This is a genomic window from uncultured Campylobacter sp. (genome assembly GCF_937890585.1).
Taxonomy (GTDB): Bacteria; Campylobacterota; Campylobacteria; order Campylobacterales; family Campylobacteraceae; genus Campylobacter_A.
Map to the genome: position 1 here is coordinate 1 of NZ_CALACG010000133.1, position 4,421 is coordinate 4,421.

6 protein-coding genes are annotated in these 4,421 nt (G+C 40.2%); all 6 read right to left on the bottom strand.

What is annotated here, in order from left to right:
- Nucleotides 1–77: 77 nt before the first annotated feature.
- Nucleotides 78–956: an excinuclease ABC subunit A gene (locus Q0296_RS03850; protein WP_298036738.1), complete on the bottom strand. Its 879-nt coding sequence runs from the start codon at nucleotides 954–956 to the stop codon at nucleotides 78–80.
- Entirely contained in the window at nucleotides 953–1,270 is a 318-nt protein-coding gene (gene fliN, locus Q0296_RS03855) for a flagellar motor switch protein FliN (RefSeq protein WP_298036741.1), read from the bottom strand. Before fliN ends, Q0296_RS03850 begins: the two co-directional genes overlap by 4 nt.
- Nucleotides 1,267–1,686: a chemotaxis protein CheX gene (locus Q0296_RS03860; protein WP_298036744.1), complete on the bottom strand. Its 420-nt coding sequence runs from the start codon at nucleotides 1,684–1,686 to the stop codon at nucleotides 1,267–1,269. Before Q0296_RS03860 ends, fliN begins: the two co-directional genes overlap by 4 nt.
- Nucleotides 1,687–1,751: 65 nt before the next feature.
- Nucleotides 1,752–2,501, bottom strand: coding sequence for a tryptophan synthase subunit alpha (gene trpA, locus Q0296_RS03865; RefSeq protein ID WP_298036747.1), 750 nt, complete (start codon nucleotides 2,499–2,501; stop codon nucleotides 1,752–1,754).
- Complete coding sequence (gene trpB, locus Q0296_RS03870; protein ID WP_298036752.1) at nucleotides 2,494–3,675, bottom strand: tryptophan synthase subunit beta; 1,182 nt, start codon at nucleotides 3,673–3,675, stop codon at nucleotides 2,494–2,496. Before trpB ends, trpA begins: the two co-directional genes overlap by 8 nt.
- 2 nt (nucleotides 3,676–3,677) lie before the next feature.
- A partial coding sequence (locus tag Q0296_RS03875) for a DNA cytosine methyltransferase (RefSeq protein ID WP_298036750.1) occupies nucleotides 3,678–4,421 on the bottom strand: 744 nt, incomplete at its 5' end.

Below are 4,421 nucleotides of genomic sequence, written 5' to 3' on the forward strand. Positions count from 1 at the left end.
TCACGGCAGGCGCGAAGCCACTTTTAAAATTTGCAAAAATGCTCTTCTAAATTTTTAAATTTAGTAGCGATGCGGGGCTAAAATTCTCCGCTCATTTTATCTTTGTAGTTATTTAGGCTATTTTTGCGTTCCTCTAAAAATGAGCCGAGTTTTTTCTTATTTTCCTCAAAAAACACTGCAAAGTCCTGCTCGTTTTGTATCTTCTCCTCGCCAAAGCTATCAAGCATGACGTTTGAGCTACCAACGATCACTAGATAGCGCCTATTTTCGTAGCTTAGAAGCATGAGCTTGTTTGTGCGGTCAAGGTACTTTTCATAGATGATATTTACGCCGCTATTTTGATTTTTTAGCAGCCAGTTCATCGACTTTGTATCGCCCCCAGTTTGTTTTTGTGGTGTTTTAAAGCCGCTAAAATCGCTACTTTTTGAAGTGATATATCTTTTAAAAACATACAAAAATATAAGAAGCGCGATGAGCACGCTTAGCACGATGAAGTACCTTGCATCGACGTTTATGACTGGCTCATCGTCCTTTTTAGGCATGCTAGCAGCCTCGATCTTTGCGCTTGCTTGAGGCATATTTTGCACCTGAGTTTTTGTATTTTTTGGTGTCACGCGGATGCGAAGTCCGAAGCTGTCAGTTGTCTTTGACGCATTTACGATGATGGCGTCATTTGATCGCAAATTTAAAACTAAGGAGTTTTGCTTAGGTTCTATATCAAGCTCTTGAATGATCTTTGAGTTTATATCCTTGCTCGCGCTTTGATCGTAGCTTAGGGAATTTAATATCAAAGAAGTGGTGTCTTTTTCGCGCTTTTGAAAGATATTACCCTCATAAGGTGCATCAAAGCTAAGCATGATATCGACCCTGTCGGTGCGCTCATAGACGTTGTATGTTAGCAGGTTTGAGGCAAATATCTGCGAAGCAAAAAGCACAAAAAATAGTATAAATTTCATAAAAGTTCTTTTTTGAAGTACTGAATAACTGACTTTGAGTCCAAAATTTCATTTATCCTGATGGCTAAATTTTTCTCATAAACCATTACTTCGCCTTTTCCAAAAATTCTATTATTTATATATAGCTCCACGCTCTCGCCAGCTGGTTTTTCGAGGTCTATGACCGACCCAGCTTCAAATTTTAAAAGCTCATTTATGCTAACTGTGGTAGTTCCTAGCTCAGCTATAAAATCAACACTAATATCCAAAAGCTCGTCGTAGCTCTTGAAAAGTCCTAGCTGTTCTAGCGTCTCTATCGCACCTTCTTCGTTCATTGTATGTCGTAGCCTATTTGAAATGTTCTATTTTTTATCTTATATATAAATTTTTCTTTTAGCTTTATGCCAAAATTCTCAACCTCGCCCAAAAACTCAGGCGTTCCGAGTTTATAAGCATTTGGCTCTTTTTCATTTAGCAGATTTTTAGCCTTGCCGATGATCTGATTGGCTATCTCTTTGCAAAGATCGTCCAGATCGGCATCTTCCATATCTTCTTGACCAAAAAAAGCACTCATAAAAATTTTCAAAGTATCTTTTTTAAAAAATAGATAAAAATGATACTCGCCTTTGCCCTTATAAACCGGTATGCTAGCCCCGTAAAATCCCTTACCAAGGCTCTTACCAACCTCTAAATTTAACCCCAAAGTATCCTTGCAAAGATAGCTTGTGGCTTCATCTATAACTTTTCTCATATCTCTTCCTTAAGACTTGAAATGCGCGTTAATTATACTTTGGCTTTACTAAATTAGCTATAAATTTAAAAGAGATTATCTATCTCTTTTATCAGCTCTTTTCCGCTATGCTCCGCAAAAAGCTTGACTATTTGCGTGCCTATTATCGCTCCGTCAGCGTACTTTTTGACCTCACCAACGTCCTCTTTATTTTTGATACCAAAGCCCACAGCCACTGGTAGATCGCTCTTTTGCTTAAGCTCAAGGACTAAATTTTTTATCCTCTCCTCGCCTGCTCTTTTTGAGCCGCTAACACCGATCGCACCAAGAGCGTAGATAAATCCTGAGCCAAATTTCAAAATTCCATCTGCCCTACCCCCAGAAGTGACGCTGATAAGTGGTATCAGGCTTAAATTTAGCTCCTTGCATTTTAGAGCAAATTCCTCGCACTCCTCGCAAGGCAGATCAGGCACGATAAAGCCGCTAACTCCTGCCTCACGTGATCTTTTTAGAAATTTATCAACGCCATAAGCAAAGATGATATTAAAATAGACTAGAAAAACGAGTGGTTTTGTCACTTTTGCCTTACAGCTCTCTAGCGTGTCAAAGACGACATCTGTATTTACGCCCTTTTGCACCGACTCAAAGCTAGCTTGTGCGATGAGCTTGCCATCAGCCAGTGGGTCAGAGTATGGGATGCCGATCTCGACTAGATCAAGCGTACTCTCATCTAAATTTTCTAAAAATTCCTTCGTTTTCTCTAGGCTTGGATATCCAGCCACGATGTAGCCGATGTTTGCCTTTTTGCCACTAAATGCGCTTTTGATCTTATCCATAAATTTTTCCTTTTTCGTAGCCGATAACTGTATTTATGTCCTTATCGCCCCTGCCTGAGATATTTACGACGATGACGCTTTTTTTATCAAGTTTTGGGCAGAGTTTCTCCAGATACGCCAGTGCGTGCGCGCTCTCGATGGCTGGAATGATACCCTCCATCTTGCTTAGAAAATACAAGGCATTTATGCACTCATCGTCGGTCACGGCTTCGTATTTTACCCTTTTGATGTCGTTTAGGTGGGCGTGCTCTGGGCCGATGCCTGGGTAGTCTAGGCCTGCTGAGATGCTATGCACTGGCGAGATCATGCCGTATTCATCTTGTAAGACCGTCGTTTTCATGCCGTGGATGATGCCAGTTTTGCCTTTAGTAAGCGTAGCAGCGTGATAAGGCGTCTCTACGCCAAGGCCACCAGCCTCGATACCTACTAAATTTACGCTCTCGTCCTCTAAAAACGCGCTAAAAATTCCAATAGCATTACTGCCGCCGCCAACGCAGGCTATGACGTAGTCGGCCTTTTTGCCGTAGTCTGCAAGCTGAGCCTTCGCCTCTGTGCCGATGATACTTTGAAAATCACGCACGATCTTTGGGTATGGGTGTGGGCCAACTGCTGAGCCGATGACGTAAAACGCACTCTCTATCTCATTTACCCACGCCTGAATAGCCGCCGTAGTCGCTTCTTTTAGCGTTTTTAGCCCATCTTCTACGCTCACCACTTTTGCTCCAAGAAGCTGCATACGAAAGGCATTTAGCTGCTGTCTAGCAACGTCTGTTGCGCCCATATAGACGTCGCACTCTAAACCAAGAAGTGCCGCTGCAGTCGCTGTTGCCACGCCGTGCTGACCAGCTCCAGTCTCAGCTAAAATTTTCTTTTTACCCATTTTTTTAGCAAGCAGTGCTTGAGCTAGGGCGTTGTTTATCTTATGCGCGCCCGTGTGGTTTAGATCCTCTCTTTTTAGGTAAATTTCATGTCCGTAGTGCTCGCTTAGGCGCTTTGCAAAAAAGAGCGGACTAGGCCTGCCAACGTAGTTTTTAAGCAGATCATCAAGCTCGTCTTTAAACTCTTTTGTCTTTGCGATGCTCTCATAAGCATTTTCTAGCTCATCAAGGGCAAACATCACCGTCTCAGGCACGAACTGCCCACCAAATTTTCCAAAATATGCTTTAGTGTTCATCATTAATTTCCTTGTAAAAATTCTTTTGTTGCTTTTGCTATTGCATAAGAAAGCGGTGGCGGAACAGCATTTCCTACTTGTTCACAGCGCTTAGTATGAGAACCAAAAAATTTATAATCTAGTGGAAACCCAGTAATAGTAGCTGCTTCTCTTACCGTAATACTTCTATGCTCTATTGGGTGAATAGGAAAATTACTATGCCCAGGCACAAGCGTTGGGGCAAGTGTATTAAAATCTAGCCTCATTGTGTTTCCACGTGAATAAAATTTAGAAATTTTTAGCTCATCTGGCAAACTATCAATATGATCTACAATATTTCCACCAGCCTTTATAAATTTAAATCTTTCTACTGTTTTTTGACTATGTTTCATTGGGATATTATCACTGTCATCTTTATTGTTATAATCTATACTAGCAAGTGCTTTTTTAATACAAATTGCTTTTTTAAATTTTGCATTCTTCAACTCATCTTCACTAAAATCCATTTTAGTATTTATTTCATTACTATTGTGTGTCGGAATAGGAAATTTAAACTTACCCTTCAAATCGTTTCTTACAGCTATAATTATAAGTCTTTCGCGCTTTGTTGAGCTACCATACCATGCAGAATTCAAAACCTTAAACTGAACCTTATAGCCTATTTTTGTATATATCTTTATGATATCATCAATAACTGAAATTTGAAATTTAGAAATATGGTTTAAAATCTTTTGCTTTTTATCTCTTAGATCCTTGCCATATTTTTC

Excerpts from the sequence above, each read along its gene's own strand:
- Q0296_RS03850 (WP_298036738.1), bottom strand. The coding sequence starts at position 956 with ATGAAATTTATACTATTTTTTGTGCTTTTTGCTTCGCAGATATTTGCC.
- fliN (WP_298036741.1), bottom strand. The coding sequence starts at position 1,270 with ATGAACGAAGAAGGTGCGATAGAGACGCTAGAACAGCTAGGACTTTTC.
- Q0296_RS03860 (WP_298036744.1), bottom strand. The coding sequence starts at position 1,686 with ATGAGAAAAGTTATAGATGAAGCCACAAGCTATCTTTGCAAGGATACT.
- trpA (WP_298036747.1), bottom strand. The coding sequence starts at position 2,501 with ATGGATAAGATCAAAAGCGCATTTAGTGGCAAAAAGGCAAACATCGGC.
- trpB (WP_298036752.1), bottom strand. The coding sequence starts at position 3,675 with ATGAACACTAAAGCATATTTTGGAAAATTTGGTGGGCAGTTCGTGCCT.